Here is a 21,714-nt window from a genome sequence, read left to right as displayed (position 1 = left end):
CGGCTTGACTCCTCTGCACAAATGTGAGTCTTGCATCTGGCGATTTGAACTGCTCCCCGAAAGTCGCACTGAGAAGATCAGCTTCGACTTCCGAGAAGCAGTTCATCTTCATGCAAAAGGCTATCCGTATCCCGGCGCCTACTGCTTTACTGCGAGGACCCCCGGTCCGGTGAACTGCAGCGCGTGGTTCCGCACTGCCTGAGGAGTGGTAAATGCCTTGTAGCTGTAGGCGTCCGCAGGGTCCCAGCCAACGTCGGTGGTGAATTCCCAGGCGGACCAGTCCGGTGCAGGTGTCCCGCTCAGCTCTCCTTCAGCCAAGGCCTCTGCACGGTTCTGCTCGAAGGAAGACTTTGCGACCGCTTCCAGATCCGACTCAGCACCGTTGAACCAGGACCCTTCGTCGTGGAAGCGGTGGCCGTTGTAGCTGCTCACCATGACGGACTCCTCAGCACCGGGACCGGTGTAGTCAAAAGCATTGCGCTCCGAGAAAATCCTTGAATCGTAACCGGCACCCAGGAAATAGCTGGTGCCACCCTGGCCTTCACTGATCATCGGGTACTGCGCGTGGTCCGTGCTTCCGACGAAGTAGTTGTTCAACACATGGACCTGTCCAAACCGTACACGCGGCCCGCGCTGTTGGATGTTCTCGAAATGGTTACCGATGTAGCTGACCTTCAGTTTTCCCGCGTCCTTTTGCACGTGCTCATCACCGGAGCCCAGCAACATGGTTTTGTCGTGGTTGTAGAGCTTGCTGTTGGAGACGGTCACGTAGTCGGTTCCGTCCTTGAGGTCCAGCAGTCCGTCGTGCCGGTTGGCCGGTTTACCGCCGAACCCGATGGGTGCCTCGCTGTCAGGGAACCGGCCGTCCGTGAGACGGACGTGGTCAATCCAAAGATGGTCCGAGGTCACTGAGGACACGGCGTCAAAGCGCGCATTCCAAGCTCCATCGCCATCGTCGGGAGACCACGAGGTGAAGAAGTCCACCGGAGCCTCCACACTGAGGTTACGCATCACCACGTTGGTGGCGCTCAGGATCACAATGTTGGCGCCAATGAAACCTGAATCAGCGCCGAGGCCAATCACAGTGGTGTTGCTCGGAAGGCTGACTTCGATCTGACGCTTCATGTTGTTGCTGCCGGTCTGGCGCAGCTGGCGCTGCTTCTTGCAGTATTCAAAGGTCTGGTCACTCCAGGTCTTGCCTTCGGGACCGAAGCAGGACATGTACTTGTTGATGTCGTAACCGGGAGCGTAGTCCTGCTCCCCCATGATCCGGCCGTCCGGAGTCTGGTTCCCGTCGATGGTGCCGTTAATGTAGACGATCTTGGGGGCTTTGGGCTCCCCGTGGTTGGCCAGCGCAGCCTTAAGTCCGGCCAAGGTATTCACCTCATAGCGGTTTTCAGCCGGCGCGCCTGCGCCGCCATTAGTGCCACTCCCCACAGCAGCCCAACCGGTGGGTGCGGCATCGTCAGCGCGGATAACGCCGCCGCCAGTGGGTGCCGGGCCTGCTGACGCAGGTGCCGCAACGGCCAGCCCAGCCGTGAGGACAAGAATGGCTGCGGATGCTGCCGCTCCTGCCCCTCGACGGAAGTCCCTGGGGCTTGATCCATGAATACGGGTTCTCTTTTCGGACGTCATTGGCCTTTTTCCGGCATGCCAAACAGGCCGCATGCCTTTGATGGGTGCGGAAGATGGTGAAGTGGAATCCCCACTGAGAAAGCGGTTTCCCGACGGGTTCCCTCATTTTTACGCCTCGTGTGACAGCCCTGTCAAGGGCTCCTCCTCAGTTCGCTCATCCGCGGCAAACGCCACCATCGGGCGATCCCATCAGCCCCTGTCGCGCCAAAGCGCTGTCCGCTTCCGAACACGCAACCGCCTCTTCCGCACACCGCGCAGGTATGAATACACCCCCTTCAAGTCAGAGGACTTCACCGACTACGCCGACGGGACGTCAAGCGTGGTCTTCACCGGAGCGGACTCGCCCATGACCAACCACATGCTCTCCGTCATGGGAGCCTTCGCTGGATTCGAACGCTCCCTCATCACGGAACGCCAAAAAGAAGGCATCGCCCTGGCCAAGCAGCGCGGCGCCGATAAGGGCGGAAAAAGACGCTCACCGCGGAACGGGCGCCCGAGCTGGTAGAGCGCACTGGCGGCGTTTCAAAAGCCGTACTTGCCCGGGACGACGGGATCAGCAGGGAGACCGTCTAATACCTCCGCCGCGCCAAACTGGAGTGAACCGCTCCCCTGCCGGCACCCTCGTGCCGTAGCTACGGCGGGCCGTAGCTTGACGGAGTATCCGTTATCGGCTTACGAAAATGGCCGGGGGAGCAACCCCAAGGTCGCTTGCGGCCGGGTGTCGGTCGGTAGGAAGGTGGCCTTTTGGTCCCCTTATGAAGCAGGGTGTTCCTGCTGCACAATCTCTACCGCTATGCCCTCCGGGACGGCTTTCAGGAATGCGCACGGCAGTCCGTACCCGCCGGTGAAGATTCCGCCCACCTGGCCTCTGGACCTCAGGAAGTCTTCAGCGTTGTCGACTGCGAAGCAAACATGGTGCAACCCTTCACCTTTTTGGGCGAGGAAGTCCGCGATCGCTCCTGGGCCCAGTGGCTGGACAATTTGAAAGCTGGCCTGTCCGGCCCCTGCCGTGGCGTCCGTGGGCGCCAGCCACAGCAGGCGTACGCCTACATCGCGGACGACTTCGTCATGGATGCGTTGCAGGCCCAGAACCTCTTCGAACCACTGAGATGACGCGTCCGCATCGTGGGCCGCCATCGCGACATGGTCAATTTTCCGGACGCCGTCGTGCCGCGGCCGGCTGGATTCGGCCAGGGTAGTGGAGTCGATGCCGCCGATTGCCGACGCTTTATTCAGTGCATCAACACCGTCATCCATGATTTCGCGTTCGACGCTGCCTCCCTTGGCGCTGACTACTCTACGACTGCTCATTACAGACACTCCTTAGGTGTGCACTCACGCAGCACCTTGGTCTCAATAAGTTCCTGCGGCGTTCTCACAGCAGCGAAGGTCGAAGGTTCATGGGCTGCCACGGCTGTCCCGTGCTTGAAGTACCGGAGGTGCTCCGCGGCTATTTTGCTGCTGATGAAGGTCCCTGCGGAGCCGCGGGGCTGCCGCGACTCCGCCCGGGACTCTAAACGGTCGTGACGCTGACCGCGCGCTTCGTCGCCGTTACGACTCCGCTTGGAATGTCGCCACGGAGGACCGCGTCGAAGTTCTGCCACACGGTCGCGATTCGGCGCTGAACGTTTTCCCAGCCGACGCCTGCCATGTGGGGCGTGCAGACCACCTGCTCCATGTTCAGAAGCTCACTGGCGGTGTCCAGTGGCTCCTTCTCGTAGACATCAAGTCCGGCCCCTGCGATGCGCCCCTCGCGCAGGAACTCGATGAGAGCGTCCTGGTCTACGACTTCGCCGCGGCCGACATTGACGAGAACGCCGCTGCGCTTCATCAGGGCAAGTTCGTCCTGCCCGATCAACTTGTTCGATTGCGCGTTCAGGGGAAGACTCAGGCAGACGATGTCGGACACTGCCATGAGCTCTTCCAACGGGACGGCGCGGGCCGGGATCAGTTCCGAAACGGTCAACGGGATCTCTGCGTTGTCGTAGAAGACCACATTGGCGCCGAAGCCGTGGTGGACGATCTTGCCGATCCAGCGTCCGATATTTCCCAGTCCGACTATGCCGACTGTTTTGTTGTATAGCTCGGAGTAGGACGTCTCGTCCAGGTCTTCGCGCCATTTTCCGTCGCGCAGCAGTTGTGTAGAGGCTGGAATCCGCCGCATCACCGTTAGCATCAACGTCAGGGCGTGTTCCGCCACAGAGATGGAGTGGGTTTTCATCTGGGCAACCGGAACGCCGAGTTCGTCCAGGACGGCGACCGGAAGCTGCCCATAGCCGGAGCTCATGTATTGAATAAACTGCACGTTCCTGGCGGCGCGGAACACCTCTTCGGGAACGTCGACTCCGGAAATGAGGAAGTCGGCGTCAGCGGCTTCATGGCAGATTTCCGACACATCCGCCGACAGCGGCATCACTTTTACCGTGAAGCCCTCTGGCGTCGATTCCAGAATACGGTCGATGTAATCGTTCAGTGGGTTTACGAACAAAACCTTGTATGTCATTGGGGCATCTTTCTTAGCAATGTTTATCGGCGGCGACATCACGCTCTGAGCGGGCAGAGCACGGTTGCCTGCGAAGGGTGCTGGTCGGTCATGGCCCCGGCGGGTGCCCGGGCCGCCTACCCGTCAGTTATGCCGGCAGGGCGTTGAGGACGGTCTCCAGCACTTCCTGGGTGTCGGCTGTCCCGCCGAGGTCACGTGCCCGGGGTCCCGTCAGGAGTGCCGTCTCGACCGCGGTTTGGATGTTCTGTGCTGCCTGGGTGCAGAGGTTATCTCCATGGCGTTCGCCGAGCCACTCGAGCATCATTGCGGCCGAGAGGATCATTGCGGTCGGGTTTGCGATGCCCTTACCCGCGATGTCGGGCGCACTTCCGTGTGAGGGCTGGAACACGCCGTGTGTAAGGCTGACGTCGGCAGAAGGCGCGACGCCAAGACCGCCGACGAGTCCGGCGGCGATCTCGGAAAGGATGTCGCCGAAAATGTTTTCTGAGACGACGACGTCGTAGCGTTCCGGATCGGTCACCATGTACATGGAGCCAGCATCGATGTAGTACTTTGCGCTGCCGATATCAGAGTTTTTGGCGGCGACTTCGTCGAAAACCTTCTCCATCAAAACGTTGCTGCGCAGGGCGTTTGATTTGTGCAGCAAGGTTACGTGTCCGGGGGTGCCCCGCTTGCGGCGCGCCCGCGCCTGCGAGAATGCGACGTCGAAGAGCTTCTCGCATGTGGCCCGGGTGATTGTCATACGGTCACTGGCGCTCTCGTCGCTGGGCTCATGGTGATCTGCCAGGCCCGCGAACATCCCTTCAGAGGTTTCGCGGATGACGAGCATGTCGACGTTCTTCGCCTTGACAGGGCTCTCGACTCCCGGGAAAAGCCGAACCGGCCGGAGGCTTGAGAAGAGTCCGTAGTGGGCCCGCATTTCAACCTGGGCGCCCAGTTCAAGGCCCTCGGGTCCGCGCACGTCCGGCAGCCCCATCGCGCCGAACAGTACTGCGTCTTTCTTGCCGATCTCATCCATATCGGCAGCAGTGATCTTTCGTCCGGTACGTCGGTACAGGTCTGCGCTGAAGTCGTAGGACGTGTAGTTAAGCTTCAGCCCGTAGCGTGTTTCGCATTCCGTCAGTACCGACAAAGCCGCGTCGACGACTTCAGTTCCGATCCCGTCTCCGGGAATGACAGCGATGTCATAGTGAGTCATTGGTCTTCCTGCCTTGCTAAGTGCGCGCTCTCCGGCGCAGAGTGTCTGCCCCAGGAGAGGAAGCCGCGCCTACGCGACAGCCTCACCCTTGAGCCTTTCCCATCTGCTGGGAAGCCTTATTTGCTAAGTGGGAAGACGTTAGCAGAAGATGACTTGGCTCACAAGGCAAATTCGCCCAAGCCCCCCGCCGAAGGGGCTCCGGAGACGAATGGCCCGCGAGCCTAGAAGGGTAACGGCTGTCCTCCGACCCGACCTGAGCCACAGTTACTTGTTGCGCGCATCACAATCGACTGCTAATGTCTATCCGCTTGATGACAAGGCTCTCCCACTCTATGGGAATTGGTCGCCTAATTTTGCACTCAACGACGCAGGCAGGACAGAAATGACGCAGGAACTTCACCTTGAGGGGCACTCCCTCCCGCTCCAGGGCATCCGCGTGCTGGAGCTCGGCAGCTTCATCGCTGGACCGTTCGCAGCCCGCATTTTTGGTGATTTCGGAGCTGAAGTCATCAAAATCGAAAAGCCTCAGGGCGGCGATGAGTTGCGCGACTGGCGCAAGACCCGGGGAACAACCTCGATGCTGTTCCGTACCATCGGCCGGAACAAGAAATCTGTTGCCTTGGACCTGCGTTCCGAGGGCGGGCTTGAGGCAGTCAAGAAGATCGCGGCCCAGTGCGACGTGGTGATCGAAAACTTCCGTCCCGGAACCCTTGAAAAGTGGGGTCTTGGGCCGGACGTTCTTCAGGAGCTCAACCCCGGGATTGTGATGGTCCGGATCTCCGGCTACGGCCAAACCGGCCCCTACAAGAACCGCGCCGGCTTCGGCAGCTCCGCAGAGTCCTTCGCAGGTTTGCGCTACGTCACGGGCGAGCCGGACCGGCCGGCAGGGCGTGCGGCGGCCAGCCTGGGCGATACCGTCGCCGGCCTGTACGGCGTGATCGGCGCCCTGATGCTCATGCTCCAGAAAGCCCGCGGACAGAAGACCGACACCTCCCAAGTAGTCGACGTCGCACTCTACGAAGGCGTCTTCAGCCTCCTCGAATCACTCGTCCCGGACTACGACGCCTACGGCATGGTCCGGAAGCGCACCGGCGGCGCCCTGCCCGGTGTGGTGCCCACCGGCTCCTACCTTTGTGGCGACGACCTCGAGGTCGTCATAGGGGGCAACTCAAACTCCGTCTTCGTCCGGCTCATGCGGGCGATCGGCCGGGACGACCTGGCCGAGGACGAAACCCTGCTTACTACCCAGGGCCGCGGTGCGCGCGAGGAAGAGCTGAACAGCGCCATCTCCGCTTGGACCGGCAGCATGCCCCTGGCTGAGGTCCTGGACAAGCTGGACGACGCGGGCGTCCCCGCGGGGCCCGTTTACGACGCGCCCAGCATCGCTGTGGACAAGCACTACCTGGCCCGCGACATGATCCAGACCCACGAGGTGGTCATCGACAACGAACCCGAGCTGATCCGCTTCCCCGGCGTCGTTCCCAAGATCCCCGGCCATCAGGGCCAGGTCAAGTGGGTTGGCCCGGAACTGGGCCAACACACCCAGGAGGTCCTTCAGGAACTCGCCGGAATGAACGCTGACGAGATCAATGACCTCGGACTGCAGGAGGTGCGCTGAATGAAGGTGGACATCACCGACGTTTTCCTGCGCGATGGTCTGCAGGACGAACCGGTCATCGTTTCCACGGCCCACAAGCTGGAAATAGCCCAGGCCCTCATTGCCGCTGGAATCAAACGCATCGAGGCCGCATCCTTCGTGAATCCGAAGCGCGTGCCGCAGTTGGCTGATGCCGCCGACGTCATCTCCTCACTGCTTGTGGTGGACGGCGTCACCTACACGAGTCTGGCCCTTAATGGGAAGGGCATCGAACGTGCCGTCGAGGCCGGCGCCACCGACATCCAGGTGGTCACATCCGCGAGCCAGGCGCACAGCAATGCGAATGCCGGGCAAGCCGTCGAGGACGCCCTCGCTGGCATCGGCGCCACCGTTGCCCGGTACCCGGAAACCCGTTTCTTCGCGGGCATTTCCACTGCCTTTACCTGCCCCTTCGAGGGCAGCATCGACCCGGAGTATCTGCTCCGCGTGGTCCGGGCCTTCAAGGACATGGGGATCAAGGACGTCGGCCTGGCCGACACCCTGGGCACCACGCCCACCGAGAAAGTGCTGGCCAGCCTGAACCACGTCCGCGACGCCGAACCGGATCTGACTTACTACCTCCACCTGCACAACGCCCACCACCAGGCATTGGCAACAGCGGGCGCTGCCGTAAGTGCTGGCGTCGTCCGCTTTGACGCCGCGCTGGGCGGCTACGGCGGGTGCCCCTTCGCACCCGGCGCCCACGGCAACATCGCGACCGAAGAACTGGTCCGCTACCTGCACGATGCCGGCCACGAGACAGGCATCGACGAGGACCGCCTGGCCGACGCCGTACGCCTTGCCCGCGACGTGGTAACGCACTCCCCCGCAGCACTGCTGGACCCGGCGCGCTAAAAACTTACCGACCAACTCCCCCTGTCAACCACACAACGCTTCACTAATCCCCCTCAACAAGAAACAGTTCCCACCCACCATTCCGGAGACGATGATGTCAACAAACCCACGCACCACGGAAACAACCAGCGAACCAACGGATGACGCCATGAGCGACACAAGCCCCGGCCCCGCCGGTGGTATCGAACACCCCGTCACCAAAACTGTCGGCGCCCGGCCGGGTACCCACTACCCTGGCCGCTTAGGATTCAAAATCTCGAGCATCCCTGCTCCCCTCTACATCGTCCTTGCGGGCCTCGTCCTGGCCGCAGCCCTCACAGGCAACCTTCCCGACACCATGGTGGTCGGATTTGCCGCGACCATGCTGCTCGGTGGGTTGTTCATCTGGATCGGTAACCTGTTCCCGGTAGTCCGGGACTTCGGGCTGCCGACCGTCCTGTGCACGTTCGCACCCGCCACGCTGGCCTTCTTCGGTTTGATGCCTGAGAACCTGGTCACCGTTGTACAAAACTTCATCGACGGCCATGGCTTCCTGGACTTCTTCGTCGTCGGCATCATCGCCGGCGCCATCCTCGGCATGCCACGTGCGCTGCTGCTGAAGGCAGGACCGCGCTTCGCAGTACCCATCATCGGTTGCCTCATCTCTACATTCGTCCTGGTCGGGCTCCTGGCAGCAGTGACCGGGTTTGGGTTCATCGAAGGCATTCTCTTCATTGCAGCCCCCATCATGGCCGGCGGCCTTGGCGTTGGCGCCCTGCCGATGTCCGAAATGTACGCCGCGAAAACCGGTGGCGACTCCGCGGCCTTCATGGGCGACCTGATGTCCGCCGTCGTCATGGCCAACGTAGTCTGCATCCTCATCGCCGGCATCTATAACGGCCTGGGCAAGCGGAAAAAGCAGCTCTTCGTCGGCTTCAACGGCCACGGCCAGCTCCTGCGGATCAAGGGCCGCTCCGACGAACTCACCGTTCCCCCGAAGCGGGACACATCCTCCTTCATCGCCCTGGGCAAAGGCCTGCTCATCGCCGGAAGCCTCTTTGTCTTCGGCGAACTCATCGCAGCCCTCCTTCCCGGCGGCCTGCACCCCTACGCCTGGGCCATCATCGCGGCCGCCGTCGTCAAAATCTTCGGGTTGCTCCCCCAGGACGTCGAAGATTCCGCCGCCGACTGGGGCGACCTGATCGGCACCGTCCTCGTTCCCGCACTCCTGGTCGGCGTCAGCCTCACCTACATCGACATCACCGAAGTACTCGCCTCGCTGAGCAACCCGCTGTTCATCCTCCTGACCATCAGCACCGTCGTTATCGCCACCCTGACCTCCGGCATCCTGGGATGGCTGGTCAAGTTCAACTTCGTCGAAGCATCCATCACCCCGGGCCTGGTCATGGCAGACACCGGCGGCAGCGGTGACGTTGCAGTTCTCAGCGCAGCAAACCGCCTGCACCTCATGCCGTTCGCTGCCCTGACCAACCGCCTCGGCGGCGCGCTGGTCCTGTTCGTGACGTCCCTGATCGTCCCGTTCCTCGCCTAACAGCAGTAATCAACGGCGGCGCCCGGCACGATGCCGGGCGCCGCCGTCGCGGGTACCACTACCGAAGGACCACCATGACCGAGAACATCCTGGCCATCAACGGCCACACCCCCTCAGTCGCCGCGCCGACCCGGGACATCTTGCCCGAATTGGCGACGATGTCAGTGTCGGACACGGCGCCGTGCTCCACGGCTGCACCGTGGATGACGGAGCCCTTATCGGTATGAACGCGACAGTCCTTAACGGTGCCGTTATCGGGGCCGGCTCTTTGGTCGCTGCCAACGCCCTGGTCCTTGAAGGGTCACAGGTACCCCCCGGGCTCTCTGGTGGCCGGTGTGCAGGCCAAAGTTCGCCGTCCGCTCGCGCCGGAAGAGATTCAGCACTGCCGGCAAAACGCTTCCACGTACACCAGGCTCACGCAACAGCACCGCGGCTCAGCACCGGCTGCTGTTAAAGCCTGAAGCGGTCCTGCCGCCCCCACCTAGGAATGAGAAAAGCCATGACAAGCACCAGCACCCAAGTTCTGCCCGGCGATACAGCCGCTCTGCCGGATGAAGGCCACGTGGCCGCGATCGTCGCCGACGTGGTCGCGGAGCGCGCGGGGCACCTGTTCGGCCTCATGGGCAACGGCAACGTCCACCTCATCAGCCGACTAACGCGCCGGGGCTGCCCCTTCACCTCCGCACGCCACGAGTCGGCCACAGTGGCCATGGCTGACGCCTATTACCGGTCACCCGGAAACATCGCAGCAGCGACCACCACCTACGGCGCCGGCTTTACCAACGCCTACACCACCCTCGCCGAAGCCCGGATAGCCCGGATCCCGCTGGTCCTGGTAGTGGGCGACGCACCCTCCACCGGCCCCAGGCCCTTCGACATCGACCAAACCAAAGCGGCGGAAGCTGCCGGAGTGCTCACCCTTGTCGCTGGCCCGGACAACGCAGAAGCCATCACCCACCGCGCCTTCGACCTCGCCCTGCAGACCGTCCAGCCGGTGGTGCTGGCCCTCCCGTACGACCTGGCTACGGCCCCGCCGTCCGCGCCCCAGCCTCTCGAGCCGATGCCCGCCAAACCAGCCTGGCCCGCCGATCCAGGGGACCTCGACCGGGTGGCTGAGCTTCTCGCTGCCGCCAAGCGGCCGCTGATCCTGGGCGGGCGAGGCATGCTCCTGGCCGACGCCGTGGCTCCCCTTCTCCAGCTCGGGGACCGCCTTGGCGCGCTCTTCATGACCTCGCTTATGGCAGCCAACGCATTCAACAGCTCCTGGGACCTGGGCATCGCCGGCGGCTTCACCAGACTTCACCGCCTGGACATCGCCCGCCAGGCGGATGTGGTCCTGGTTGTGGGGGCCAGCCAAAACCTGTTCCAGACCCGCTATGGCACCCTGTTCCCCGCGGACACTAAGATCATCCGGATCGATAATGAACCGGACCCGGGTAACCTGGCGTCCGCGGAGTATATTCGGGCGGACATCCGCCCATTCGTCGAAGGCCTGCTGGAACGCGTCACCGCGGCCACGACAACAACCTGGCGGGACAATGCTCCTGAAGTAGCAAGCCCGGAGTTCCGCTCGTCCCTGCCCAGTGAAAACCCTGAGGAGTTTGGCCCGGACGGGCGGCTGAATCCACGGGCAGTCGTCGCGGCCCTGGACGGAATATGCCGGCGGCACGGTCCGTGGTGATGGACGGTGGGCACTTCATCGGCTGGGCACCCATGTACCTGTCGGTTCCGGACCCGCATGCCATGGTCTTCGTCGGTACCGCATTCCAATCCATCGGGATGGGCTTCGGATCTGCCGCCGGCGTCTCCGTTGCCCGCCCTGACCGGACGACCGTACTGGTCAGCGGCGACGGCGGCGGGCTGATGGGCATCGCCGACTTCGAAACCTTCATCCGCGCCACCCGCAAAGGCGTCGTAGTGGTGCTCAACGACTCGGCCTACGGTGCAGAGCTGCACCAGTACGCGGCAAAAGGACTGCACGATCAGGCGATGCTGATTGACGAAGTGGACTTCGCCGCCGTCGGCCGCGCCCTTGGCACCTCGGGCGCGAAAGTCCGCACCATGGCAGACCTGCAGCACCTCCAGGACTGGCTGACCACCAACGACGAAGGCGTCTTCGTCCTTGACGTAGCCATCTCCCAGAAGGTCGTTGCCGAATTCATGACAGAATCCGTGGCCGCCAAGGGTTAGCCGGGCACCATAGGCTTCTCATATGCCATCTCCTGAAACCAACGGAAGCAACCGCACACTCGAGCGCGCCGCATCGATCCTTGATGCCGTGGGCCGGTCTGCCGTGTCAGCCAGTGAGCTGTCACGGCAGACCGGCCTCTCGGTGTCCACGGCGCACCGACTGGCGCTGCAACTGGCTGACTACGGGTTCCTCCGCCGTACCGATACCGGCACCTTCCGGCTGGGCGACCGGTTTGTCCGCTCAGCATTGGAAAACGCCGGCATGCCAGTCCTGCGGGAACTGCGGGACCGGACCGGTGAAACTGCGCAACTGTGGGTGCGACGGGGAGATGAACGCGTCTGCCTGCTCAGCGCCGACAGCCAGCACGAACTCCGCGCGATCCTGCCCCCAGGCTCAAGGCTGCCCCTCCCTCAAGGATCCAGCGGCAGACTGCTGGCAGCCGAGGACGACGCCCTTGCCGAGTTGGCTACAGTTGGCTGGGTTGAGTCAGTCGGTAGTCGAACACCGGGACTGGGATCGATAAGCGTCCCGGTCCAAACCGACGAGGGTATCGTCGCCGCCGTCTGCCTTGCCATGCCGTTGGCCCGCGTCATCGCATCACCCGGTAAAGACCATGGTGACAAAGTCATTCAAGCAGCGCAGAGGATCGCACAGTCTCTGCAGCAAAGGATCTAGTATCAGGTGGTCCCGGCGAGGACGGGTTTCGGCGAGACCGCCCACGTGCCGTCCGAGGGCGGAAACCCGTCGAAGAGGAACCGTTCCTTTTTAAATGCGGTCCCCTCGATGCGTGTCCCTGGCGCCTCTACCGGTCAAAGCGAAGCAAGTGGACGCGGTTCAGTCTGTTTCGATTGAGCTCGTGAAAAGTGCTGGTGCCAGACCGCGAACCAAGCCATACGGTACCCCCAGAAGGGGAACATGTCCTCAGTTATTCAGCCTGCCTTTTGTGTGCGCCGTCTCATAGGCCCGGCAGGACATCGTCCCTCACCCGCCAAACCCGGTCGCCGCCTGTACCTGTAAAGAGCCTGCGTCCCCCGCCACCTTCCAGGTGAAGCCAAAGGACGTCGCCATCTTCAGTCACCGTGTCCACTCGACCGCGCATCTCACGCGCGAACTCTTCGCGGACAACGACCAGCTGGCCGGGCTCCAGCGTCGTCCAGTCCCGCACGAACACAGCGCCATCGCTCAGCACGGATTTGAGCTGGTGTGCCCCGTCGTGCGGTGCTCTGAGCAGGGGGCGACCTCGTGCCATTTTCTTTCCCTCAACAACTAATTCATTCTTGCGACTGGTTGTGCCCTAATACCAGGCGCAGGTTCCCCGAGCTGTCGGGGAACCTGCGCCAGGCGTAAGAGGTCAGGCCCCTAGGCAATCCTTGGGAGTGCGGCACTGCCGGCGCGAGAAAGGCATCTCGTGCCGGCAGTGACCGTTCTGTGTGCATGATCCCACGCGTGCTTTTTCCTTGACTACGCCTTAGGAGAAGTAAGCTCCCGTTCAAGTCGAGGCATGCAGGTGGCGCGAACCCTCTTGGAACTATCGGGCCGCGGCAGCCACCGTCTGACGCGGTTTCAGCAGCGGCGCGAAGAACGCACCGAGTTCAGCGGTCGCGGTCAAGGGCAGGACGTTGGCAACGTACTGGTCAGGGCGCACCACCACCACGGCCCCGCTGCGGTCCAGGCCACGGAGTTCGAAGATGTCCACAGCCGGGTCAGTGGCGTAGACCTTTTCGTAGTCGGTCAGCTTAAACGGGCCAACCTGTGGCTTGAAGACAGCCGGAACGACACCGATGTCCACAGCGGTGTGAGGCTGTTGGTAGATGACCTTCACGTCAAACCAGGCATCCAGGTCTGCCCCTTCCGGGGTAGCGGCCAGCGGTGATTCCGGCGAGCCGGCGAACCAATCGGCAAGCTTGTCAGTAGCCGAACCGGTTCCCGGCAGGGCAGCGTCGGCGAAGACGTAGATCCGCCAGCGACCATCCGCAGTGGCGTGATGGCCCAAGTGGACTGGGTTGGTGTCCGCCACACGGACCACAGGGGCGGACCTGAACCGTTTGCCCACGGGGAAGCCCGCAGCGAGCTCCTGGCGGTCAGCTTCGCCGATCACCAGGGACGGGGCGTACTGGGTCATGAAGCCCGCCGGGAATTCGGCGGTGCGGACATAGAAGTCCTCCAGCTCCGAAGGGTCCTCGAACTCCTCGGGCTTCTTCGCCATCATGGATGACCATTCCTTGTCGAAGTCGATCAGGTTTTTGGCCACCACCTGCCGCTCTTCCGAGTACGTGGAGAGCAGGCTTTCGGGGCTGCGGCCCTCGAGGACGTGACCGAGCTTCCAGGCGATGTTGAACCCATCCTGCATGGAAACGTTCATGCCCTGGCCTGCTTTGGCACTGTGCGTATGGCAGGCGTCGCCGGTGATGAAGACCCGCGGAGTGCGGGTGCCACGGTCCTCAGGCAGCACGTCGTCGAACCTGTCCGTCAGCCTGTGGCCCACCTCGTAGACGCTGTGCCATGCAACGTTGCGAACATCAAGGGTGTAGGGGTGGAGGATTTCGTTGGCCTTGCCGATGATTTCCTCGATGGTGGTGTTGCGGACAGCCCCCTTGTCGTTGGGGTCAACCTCACCCAGGTCAACATACATGCGGAAGAGGTGGCCGCCTTCACGCGGGATCAGCAGGATACTGCCGCCCTCACCTGACTGGATGGCGCATTTGGTGCGGATGTCCGGGAAGTCAGTCACGGCGAGTGCGTCCATGACACCCCAGGCGTGGTTGGCTGCGTCGCCGGCGAGGGTGCAGCCGATGGCCTGGCGCACCTTACTGCGCGCGCCGTCGGCGCCGACAACGTACTTGGCCCTGACGACGCGCTCTTGCCCCTCGTTAGGACCGGCGGTGTGAAGGAGCGTCACGGCAACCGGGTACTCCCCCTCGCCGCCAACATCCAGTCCCTGGAACTCGTAACCATAGTCAGGCGTCATGCGCGTAGGTGCGTTCGCCATGTACTCCGCGAAGTAGTCCAGGACGCGGGCTTGGTTCACGATCAGGTGCGGGAACTCGCTGATGCCCGCAGGGTCGTCCGGGGTCCGGGCGGTGCGGACAATGCGAGAGGGGTCGTTGACGTCCGGCTTCCAGAACGCCATCTCGGTGATCGCGTAGGCCTCGGAGATGATCCGCTCGGCGAACCCGAAGGCCTGGAAGGTTTCCACGCTGCGGGCCTGAATGCCGTCGGCCTGGCCGATGGCGAGGCGTCCGGGGCGGCGCTCCACGATTCGCGTGGTGACGTTCGGGAACTGCGAGAGCTGCGCGGCGGCAAGCATACCGGCCGGGCCGGTGCCAACGATGAGCACGTCAACTTCTTCCGGGAGCTCTGCGGGCCGGTCAATACCGACCCCGGCGGAGGGCTGCACCCGCGGGTCACCGGATACATAACCGTGGTGGTGGAACTGCACGGGCTTTCCTCACTTCACTGTGGCTGGGCACTAAAATTTGTTGTTCTATATGCGAATTTGTGTTTCTATATGTGAAATGTGGGAATCGCTTCCCACTGTACGGCATGCGTGACGCACGCGACAAGAGGGCTGAAACGAGGCCATTTTTCGTTTGACGGATTGCCAGTCCGCCCCTCATAGTGTTTCGTATACGATTTCGTACTTGATGAGGAGACGGCTTTGGAGCAGGTCAACGGGGACACCCTGGAAGCAGCGCGGAAGGTTATCGCCGTGCACATCAACTACCCCAGCAGGGCTGCCCAGCGCGGCCGGACCCCGGCCCAGCCGTCCTACTTCCTGAAGCCCTCCAGCTCCCTGTCCTTGAACGGCAGCGCGGTGGAGCGCCCGGCGGGCTGCGAACTCCTTGGCTACGAGGGCGAGATCGCCCTGGTCATCGGCAAGACCGCACGCCGGGTAGGCATCGACGACGCCTGGAGCCACGTTGCCTCCGTCACCGCCAGCAACGACCTCGGCGTCTACGACCTGCGCTGGGCCGACAAGGGATCCAATCTCCGGTCCAAGGGCGGCGACGGCTTCACCCCGGTGGGGCCGGCACTCATCCCGGCAGACGCCGTCGACCCCGCCAACCTGCGGATCCGCACCTGGCACAACGGGCAGCTGGTCCAGGACGACAGCACGGAGGACCTGCTCTTCCCGTTCGCGCGGCTGGTGGCGGACCTGTCCCAGCTGCTCACCCTCGAGGAGGGGGACATCATCCTCACCGGCACCCCCGCCGGGGCGTCCGTGGCCAAGCCCGGGGACCTCCTCGAGGTGGAAGTGTCTAGCGTTGACGGCAGCCTGACCACAGGCCGTCTCATCACAAAGGTGGAGGAAGGTACGACGCCGTTCGCTGACTTTGGCGCCGGGCCCAAGGTTGATGACCTGCAAAGGGAAGAAGCGTACGGATCCCGCGACGCCGCCGGGCTTCCCGAGACAGCAAGTGTCCTGACCCCGGAACTGAAGGCCAAGCTGGAAAGCGTCGCCACCGCAACCCTGTCCTCCCAGATGCGCAAGCGCGGTCTGAACAACGTCAGCATCGACGGACTGCAGGCCACTCGCCCGGACCGCCGCGTGGTGGGACTGGCCCGCACCCTGCGCTACGTCCCCAACCGCGAGGACCTCTTCAAGACCCACGGCGGCGGGTTCAACGCCCAAAAGCGCGCCATCGACTCCGTGAACGAGGGCGAAATCCTGGTCATGGAAGCCCGCGGCGAAAAAGGCACCGGCACCGTCGGCGACATCCTCGCCCTGCGCGCCCAAGTCCGCGGCGCTGCGGCCATCATCACCGACGGCGGCGTCCGCGACTACACCGCCGTGGCCAGCCTGGACATGCCCACCTACTTCGCCAACCCGCACCCTGCGGTACTCGGCCGCCGCCACATCCCCTGGGACACGGACATCACCATCGCCTGCGGCGGCGCCACCGTCCAGCCCGGCGACATCATCGTGGCCGACTCCGACGGCATCCTGGTCATCCCGCCGGCCATCGCCGAGGAACTCGTGGATAACTGCATCGCTCAGGAACAGGAAGAAACTTTCATCTTCGAAATGGTCAAGCAGGGCAACAGCGTCGACGGCCTCTACCCCATGAACGCCGAATGGCAGGCCAAGTACCAGGAATGGAAGGCAAGCAACGCAGATGACTGAAACAGCCGTTACCGACCTGCGGGGTTCAATCGTCACCGGAAGCAAGTCCGAGCAGGCGTATCAGGCAGTGAAAGCACGGATCGTGAAAGGCGCCTACACCCCCGGCTACCGGCTGGTCCTGGGCAGCATCGCCAAGGACCTCGGATTCAGTGTGGTCCCGGTCCGCGAAGCCATCCGCCGGCTGGAGGCCGAAGGACTGGTGAAGTTCGAACGGAACGTCGGCGCCACCGTAGCCGGGATCGACCCCACCGAATATCTCTACACCATGCAGACCCTGAGCATCGTGGAAGGGGCCGCCACCGCGTTGTCCGCTCCGCTGATTGATTCGGTGGCCATTGCCCGGGCCCGCGCGGTGAACGAGGAGATGCGCGAATGCCTTGACCACTTTGACCCCGTCCGGTTCACGCAGCTTAACCAGGACTTCCACAGCGTCCTGTTCGAACACTGCCCCAACCCACACATCCTGGACCTGGTCCACCGCGGCTGGAACCGGCTCGCCTCACTCCGGTCCTCCACCTTCCGCTTCGTCCCCGGCCGCGCCCACGAATCCGTGGACGAACACGAAGCACTCCTGAAATTCATCGAATCCGGAGCCGACGCCGAAACCATTGAAAAGGCAGCCCGCCTCCACCGCTCCGCCACCCTGGACGCCTACCTCGCCCAATCCAACTAGTACCCGAATCACAGTTAGGACCTCAACGATGACGACCTCAGTCGAAACCACCCAGCACCACATTCCGGAAAACCTGCCAACGCATCTCCAGCACTTCATCGACGGCAAGTTTGTTGACTCCGTAGGCGGCAAGACCTTCGACGTGCAGGAGCCGGTCTCCAACGAGAACTACGCCACTGTCGCATCAGCCCAGCCGGAAGACGTCGACCTCGCCGTCGCCGCCGCCAAGCGCGCCTTCAAAGACGGCCCGTGGTCGAAGATGCTGCCCCGCGAACGCTCGCGGGTACTGCACAAGATCGCCGACATCGTCGAATCACGCGATGACGAACTCGCCCTGCTTGAGAGCTACGACTCAGGCCTGCCCATCACCCAAGCCAAAGGCCAGGCCCGCCGCGCCGCCGAGAACTTCCGCTTCTTCGCCGACCTCATCGTCGGGCAGGAGGACAACGCCTTCAAGGTCCCCGGCCGCCAGCTCAACTACGTGAACCGCAAGCCGATCGGCGTCGCCGCCCTCATCACACCGTGGAACGTCCCGTTCATGCAGGAATCGTGGAAGCTCGCCCCGGCCATCGCGACCGGCAACACCGTCGTCATGAAGCCGGCCAGCTACACCCCGCTCTCCGCCGTGCTGTGGCCAGAGATCTTCCGCGAGGCCGGCCTGCCCGACGGCGTCTTCAACCTGATCTTCGGATCCGGCGGCGTCGCAGGCGACTACCTCGTAAAGCACCCCGACGTGCCGATCGTCTCCTTCACCGGTGACAGCTCAACCGGTGCCACCATCTCAACCGCAGCAGCCCCCCAGTTCAAAAGCCTCTCACTCGAGCTCGGCGGCAAGAGCCCGGCCATCGTCTTCGCCGACGCCGACATCGAGGCCGCCCTCGACGCCACGGTCTTCGGAGTCTTCAGCCTCAACGGCGAGCGTTGCACCGCCGGGTCCCGCGTGCTCGTGCAGCGCGACATCTACGACGACTTCGTGGCCCGCTTCGCCGAGCGCGCGAAGAACATCAAGGTGGGCCTCCCTAGCGATCCCGCCACCGAGGTAGGCTCACTCGTGCACCCGAACCACTTCAACAAGGTCATGAGCTACATCGAAATCGGCAAGACCGAGGGCAGACTCCTCGCCGGCGGCGGCCGCGCCGAAGGATTCCCCACCGGCAACTACGTTGCACCCACCGTATTCGCCGACGTAGCGCCCGACGCCCGGATCTTCCAGGAAGAAATCTTCGGCCCCGTCGTGGCCATCACCCCCTTCGACACCGACGAAGAGGCGCTCGAACTCGCCAACAACACCAAGTACGGCCTCGCGGCCTACGTCTGGACCACGAACCTGAAGAGCGCGCACAACTTTGCACACGCCATCGAGGCCGGCATGGTGTGGCTGAACTCGAACAACGTCCGCGACCTGCGCACCCCATTCGGCGGCGTGAAGGCCTCGGGCCTGGGCCGCGAGGGCGGCTACCGCTCAGTCGACTTCTACACCACCCAACAGTCGGTGCAGATCACCCTCAACGAGGCCCACTCGCCCAAATTCGGCAACGTCGAAGACGCTGCAGCAACCAGCGACAGCTAACCCCCTCCCAAAACTTTCAAAGAAGAGAGACCATCATGACCAACTTCGTTCCCACCCCTTCGGTCCCCGCACCGGACATCGTCCGCTGCGCCTACATGGAAATCGTGGTCACCGACCTCGCCAAATCGCGCGAGTTCTACGTCGACGTCCTCGGACTGCACGTCACCGAAGAAGACGAGAACAACATCTACCTTCGGTCCCTCGAGGAATTCATCCACCACAACCTTGTCCTGCGCAAGGGCCCCATCGCCGCCGTCGCCGCCTTCTCCTACCGGGTAAAGTCCCCCGCCGAAGTGGACGCCGCCGAAGCCTACTACAAGGAACTGGGCTGCCGCACCGAGCGACGCAAGGAGGGCTTCACCAAAGGCATCGGCGACTCCGTCCGCGTTGAGGACCCGCTGGGCTTCCCCTACGAGTTCTTCTACGACGTGGAGCACGTGGAGCGCCTCACCCAGCGCTACGACCTCTACTCCGCCGGTGAACTGGTCCGCCTGGACCACTTCAACCAGGTCACCCCCGACGTGCCCCGCGGCCGCGCCTACCTCGAGGACCTCGGCTTCCGCGTCTCCGAGGACATCAAGGATTCCGACGGCGTCACCTACGCCGCATGGATGCACCGCAAGCAGACCGTCCACGACACCGCCCTGACCGGCGGCAACGGCCCCCGGATGCACCATGTCGCGTTCGCCACCCACGAGAAGCACAACATCATCCAAATCTGCGACAAGATGGGCGCCCTGCGCATCAGCGACCGGATCGAACGCGGCCCCGGCCGGCACGGAGTGTCCAACGCGTTCTACCTCTACATCCTGGACCCGGACGGCCACCGCATCGAGATCTACACCCAGGACTACTACACCGGCGACCCGGACAACCCCACCATCACCTGGGACGTCCACGACAACCAGCGCCGCGACTGGTGGGGCAACCCCGTGGTCCCGTCCTGGTACACCGAAGCCTCCCTGGTCCTGGACCTCGACGGCAACCCCCAGCCCGTCATCGAACGTGAAGAGAAGAGCGAAATGGCCGTCACCGTCGGTGCCGACGGCTTCTCCTACACCCGGCCCAACGAAGCAGCCGGGGCTGAAGGCTTCAAGCTCGGCGCTCAGCTCTAGCACTGGCCGGGCAGCCGGTTCCGTATCGCAAGAGCGGGACCGGCTGCCCTCACATCTGAACGACGTGTACCACCCGAGGAGTGTGTAAATGCTGGAGCCGAAGACGATTGAAGCCATTGCCGACGAACTGGTGGAGGCCGGGCGCACCCGCACCCCTGTCCCGCGATTGACGGCCCGCTATCCGGAGATGACGGTGGAGGATTCCTACGCAGTCCAGCAGCTGTGGCGGCGGCGCAACGAAGAAGCCGGCCGGACCCTGGTGGGCCGCAAGATCGGCCTCACGTCCAAGGCCATGCAGGACGCCACCGGCATCACCGAACCGGACTACGGCGCCATTTTCGACGACATGGTCCTCGAAACCGGATGCTCGGTGGAGTGGGACCAGTACACCCACCCGCGAGTGGAAGTGGAACTCGCGTTTGTGCTCAAGGACGGCCTGAAAGGCCCCGGCTGCACCATCTTCGATGTCCTGAAAGCCACCGACTACGTGGTTCCAGCCCTCGAAATCCTGGACTCAAGGATCGAGATGGAAGGCCGGACCATCGTGGACACCATCTCCGACAACGCAGCCATGGGCGCCATGGTGATCGGCGGCCGCCCCGTTAAGCCCGACGCGGTGGACCTCCGCTGGGTCTCCGCCATCCTTTACAAGAACCAGACCGTGGAAGAAACCGGCGTCGCCGCCGGCGTCCTGGACCACCCGGCCAACGGCGTGCACTGGCTGGCCAACAAGATCGCCGCCCACGGCGATTCACTGAAGGCCGGCGACATCATCCTCGCCGGGTCCTTCACCCGCCCGCTCTGGGTGTACAAAGGCGATACCGTCCACGCCGACTACGGACCCCTCGGGAGCGTCACATGCCGCTTCGAATAGACGACACGTTCCGGACAGCTCTCGCCGCCGCGGACCGACCGCTGGCCGGGATGTGGGTGTGCTCCGGCAGCCCGCTGATTGCCGAGCTCTGCGCGGGGTCCGGCCTGGACTGGCTCCTGGTCGACGCCGAACACAGCCCCAACGGCCTCGAATCCATCCTCGCCCAGCTCCAGGGCACCCACGGCTACCCGGTCCACACCCTGGTCCGCCCGCCCGTGAACGACACCGTGGTCATCAAGCAATACCTTGACCTGGGAGTGCAGAACCTGCTCATCCCCATGGTCAACTCCGTCACCGACGCAGAAGCAGCGGTGGCCGCCACGCGCTACCCGCCCGAAGGTGTCCGCGGGGTCGGCTCAGCGCTGGCCAGGGCGGCCCGCTGGAACCGGGTCCCGGACTACCTCGCCCGCGCCAGTGAGACCATCAGCGTCACCGTCCAGATCGAATCAACGGCGGCCGTGGACTCCGTCGCGGACATCCTGAAAGTCGACGGCGTCGACGCCATCTTCGTCGGCCCGTCCGACCTCGCCGCGTCCATGGGCCTGCTCGGCCAGCAGGAACACCCCGAGGTGCGCGCAGCCGTCGAACACTGCCTGACTACAGCCCAAACAGCCGGCAAACCAGCCGGCGTCAATGCCTTCAACCCGGACACTGCGAAGCACTATCTGGACAACGGCGCAAACTTCATCCTCGTGGGCGCCGACGTCGCCCTCCTCGCAAGAGGCTCCGAAGCCCTTGCCGCCAAATACGTCCCACAGGCCGACGGCGGCACCCACGCCAGCTACTGACACTCTTTTTAGGACTTCTC

Annotated in this window: 18 protein-coding genes and 2 pseudogenes; 14 read left to right on the top strand and 6 right to left on the bottom strand. The window is 63.4% G+C overall.

Features of this window, described 5'->3' with window-relative positions:
- Positions 1-138: 138 nt before the first annotated feature.
- On the bottom strand, positions 139-1,635 hold the full coding sequence (locus CXQ88_RS12105; protein ID WP_104044418.1) for a pectate lyase family protein: 1,497 nt from the start codon (positions 1,633-1,635) through the stop codon (positions 139-141).
- Between the two features lie 319 nt (positions 1,636-1,954).
- On the opposite strand from CXQ88_RS12105, the pseudogene CXQ88_RS22340 reads away from it, so the two are divergent.
- A pseudogene (locus CXQ88_RS22340) lies at positions 1,955-2,208 on the top strand (recombinase family protein); the annotation flags it as partial.
- Positions 2,209-2,388: 180 nt separating this feature from the next.
- On the opposite strand, the gene CXQ88_RS12095 reads toward CXQ88_RS22340, so the two are convergent.
- From CXQ88_RS12095 to CXQ88_RS12085, 3 genes are all read right to left on the bottom strand, one after another.
- A complete protein-coding gene (locus CXQ88_RS12095; RefSeq protein ID WP_104044417.1) occupies positions 2,389-2,946 on the bottom strand; it encodes a VOC family protein in 558 nt (185 codons plus the stop codon).
- Positions 2,947-3,148: 202 nt separating this feature from the next.
- A complete protein-coding gene (locus CXQ88_RS12090) occupies positions 3,149-4,138 on the bottom strand; it encodes an NAD(P)-dependent oxidoreductase (RefSeq protein WP_104044416.1) in 990 nt (329 codons plus the stop codon).
- 127 nt (positions 4,139-4,265) lie between these two features.
- Positions 4,266-5,336 carry an isocitrate/isopropylmalate dehydrogenase family protein gene (locus CXQ88_RS12085; RefSeq protein WP_104044415.1) on the bottom strand — a complete coding sequence of 357 codons (1,071 nt, stop codon included), beginning with the start codon at positions 5,334-5,336 and terminating at the stop codon, positions 4,266-4,268.
- Positions 5,337-5,718: 382 nt separating this feature from the next.
- Here CXQ88_RS12085 and CXQ88_RS12080 point away from each other — a divergent pair, with 382 nt between their 5' ends.
- From CXQ88_RS12080 to CXQ88_RS12055, 7 genes and pseudogenes are all read left to right on the top strand, one after another.
- Positions 5,719-6,954 (top strand): CaiB/BaiF CoA transferase family protein, encoded by a 1,236-nt coding sequence (locus CXQ88_RS12080; protein WP_104044414.1) that lies wholly within the window; start codon positions 5,719-5,721, stop codon positions 6,952-6,954.
- Entirely contained in the window at positions 6,955-7,827 is an 873-nt protein-coding gene (locus CXQ88_RS12075; RefSeq protein ID WP_104044413.1) for a hydroxymethylglutaryl-CoA lyase, read from the top strand.
- Positions 7,828-7,975: 148 nt separating this feature from the next.
- Entirely contained in the window at positions 7,976-9,358 is a 1,383-nt protein-coding gene (locus tag CXQ88_RS12070; protein ID WP_104044482.1) for a 2-hydroxycarboxylate transporter family protein, read from the top strand.
- 124 nt (positions 9,359-9,482) lie between these two features.
- Positions 9,483-9,819, top strand: a pseudogene (locus CXQ88_RS12065) (gamma carbonic anhydrase family protein); the annotation flags it as partial.
- Between the two features lie 38 nt (positions 9,820-9,857).
- Entirely contained in the window at positions 9,858-11,039 is a 1,182-nt protein-coding gene (locus CXQ88_RS12060; RefSeq protein ID WP_258061837.1) for a thiamine pyrophosphate-binding protein, read from the top strand.
- Positions 11,015-11,548: a thiamine pyrophosphate-dependent enzyme gene (locus CXQ88_RS22335; RefSeq protein ID WP_258061836.1), complete on the top strand. Its 534-nt coding sequence runs from the start codon at positions 11,015-11,017 to the stop codon at positions 11,546-11,548. The genes CXQ88_RS12060 and CXQ88_RS22335 overlap by 25 nt, the downstream gene beginning before the upstream one ends.
- Positions 11,549-11,570: 22 nt before the next feature.
- A complete protein-coding gene (locus CXQ88_RS12055) occupies positions 11,571-12,224 on the top strand; it encodes an IclR family transcriptional regulator (protein ID WP_104044412.1) in 654 nt (217 codons plus the stop codon).
- 280 nt (positions 12,225-12,504) lie between these two features.
- On the opposite strand, the gene CXQ88_RS12050 is transcribed toward CXQ88_RS12055, so the two are convergent.
- Both CXQ88_RS12050 and CXQ88_RS12045 read right to left on the bottom strand, forming a co-directional pair.
- A complete protein-coding gene (locus CXQ88_RS12050; protein ID WP_104044411.1) occupies positions 12,505-12,798 on the bottom strand; it encodes a hypothetical protein in 294 nt (97 codons plus the stop codon).
- Positions 12,799-13,077: 279 nt separating this feature from the next.
- A complete protein-coding gene (locus CXQ88_RS12045) occupies positions 13,078-14,988 on the bottom strand; it encodes an FAD-binding monooxygenase (RefSeq protein WP_104044410.1) in 1,911 nt (636 codons plus the stop codon).
- A 219-nt stretch (positions 14,989-15,207) separates the two neighbouring features.
- Here CXQ88_RS12045 and CXQ88_RS12040 point away from each other — a divergent pair, with 219 nt between their 5' ends.
- From CXQ88_RS12040 to CXQ88_RS12015, 6 genes are all read left to right on the top strand, one after another.
- Positions 15,208-16,674, top strand: coding sequence for a fumarylacetoacetate hydrolase family protein (locus CXQ88_RS12040; protein ID WP_104044409.1), 1,467 nt, complete (start codon positions 15,208-15,210; stop codon positions 16,672-16,674).
- Positions 16,667-17,347 carry a GntR family transcriptional regulator gene (locus tag CXQ88_RS12035; protein WP_104044408.1) on the top strand — a complete coding sequence of 227 codons (681 nt, stop codon included), beginning with the start codon at positions 16,667-16,669 and terminating at the stop codon, positions 17,345-17,347. The genes CXQ88_RS12040 and CXQ88_RS12035 overlap by 8 nt, the downstream gene beginning before the upstream one ends.
- A 28-nt stretch (positions 17,348-17,375) precedes the next feature.
- Positions 17,376-18,917, top strand: a complete 1,542-nt coding sequence (hpaE, locus tag CXQ88_RS12030; RefSeq protein WP_104044407.1) for a 5-carboxymethyl-2-hydroxymuconate semialdehyde dehydrogenase — start codon at positions 17,376-17,378, stop codon at positions 18,915-18,917.
- Positions 18,918-18,952: 35 nt separating this feature from the next.
- Entirely contained in the window at positions 18,953-20,032 is a 1,080-nt protein-coding gene (hpaD, locus tag CXQ88_RS12025) for a 3,4-dihydroxyphenylacetate 2,3-dioxygenase (RefSeq protein WP_104044406.1), read from the top strand.
- Positions 20,033-20,120: 88 nt separating this feature from the next.
- Positions 20,121-20,906, top strand: coding sequence for a 2-oxo-hept-4-ene-1,7-dioate hydratase (gene hpaH, locus CXQ88_RS12020; protein WP_104044405.1), 786 nt, complete (start codon positions 20,121-20,123; stop codon positions 20,904-20,906).
- The gene (locus tag CXQ88_RS12015; RefSeq protein WP_181037494.1) at positions 20,891-21,694 is read left to right on the top strand and encodes an HpcH/HpaI aldolase family protein; all 804 of its coding nucleotides are present in this window, start codon (positions 20,891-20,893) and stop codon (positions 21,692-21,694) included. The genes hpaH and CXQ88_RS12015 overlap by 16 nt, the downstream gene beginning before the upstream one ends.
- Positions 21,695-21,714 lie beyond the last annotated feature (20 nt).

The sequence above is a fragment of the Arthrobacter sp. ZGTC412 genome (assembly GCF_002929215.1).
GTDB lineage: Bacteria > Actinomycetota > Actinomycetes > Actinomycetales > Micrococcaceae > Arthrobacter.
Note: the sequence above shows the minus strand (reverse complement) of the source record. Positions and strands in the feature narration are given on the sequence as shown.